At 61.0% G+C, this 584-nt stretch carries 2 protein-coding genes; one reads left to right on the top strand and one right to left on the bottom strand.

Annotated features, from left to right (window positions below):
• Positions 1 to 11: 11 nt before the first annotated feature.
• Positions 12 to 404: a PhzF family protein gene (locus AWB68_RS45970; protein WP_327384572.1), complete on the top strand. Its 393-nt coding sequence runs from the start codon at positions 12 to 14 to the stop codon at positions 402 to 404.
• Here the strand turns inward: AWB68_RS45970 and AWB68_RS50700 are convergent.
• Positions 401 to 584: hypothetical protein (locus AWB68_RS50700; protein ID WP_235028905.1), on the bottom strand; the 184-nt coding region annotated here is incomplete at its 5' end. The two genes, AWB68_RS45970 and AWB68_RS50700, sit on opposite strands and share 4 nt — an antisense overlap.

Genomic DNA, 584 nt, shown 5'->3' with positions numbered 1-584 from the left:
ACGTTGGCGCCATCTGGATCGTGGCGCAACTGAACGATGCAGCTTCCGTACTGGATCTTCGGCCGGATTTCGCGAGACTGGCTGACCTTGAGCGTCGCCTCGGCGTCACAGGCCTGACCGTATTCGGCGCTCGCGAGCATGGCGACGACGCGGCAATTGAAGTGCGTACTTTCGCGCCGTCATGTGGCGTAGAGGAGGACCCTGTCTGCGGAAGCGGCAACGGCAGCGTGGCCGCCTTCCAGTGGAGGCGCGGTCTGTTGCCGCCCGGCGGAACCGAGTACGTGGCGGCTCAGGGACGCTGCGTAGGCCGAGATGGACGAGTCAAGATAAGCGTGGATACGAACGGTACCGTAAGCGTCGGCGGTTCTTGCGTCACATCCGTGGAGGGCTCGCTTACGCTCTAGACGGAAACCGGCAGCGAGACGCGTTGAGAGTGCGCGCGCGCTGACTTCTGACTTTTTCTGCATTCGAAAGAAAAGACGACCAAAGGCGTTCCGAAATGAATGACGCATTCCCCATTGACGTATCGCCCGGCTTCATCTCGATCACCAATCCCTTCGATGGCGTCGAAGTGGGCACTGTGG

This window comes from Caballeronia choica (assembly GCF_001544535.1).
GTDB lineage: Bacteria > Pseudomonadota > Gammaproteobacteria > Burkholderiales > Burkholderiaceae > Caballeronia > Caballeronia choica.
Note: the sequence above shows the minus strand (reverse complement) of the source record. Positions and strands in the feature narration are given on the sequence as shown.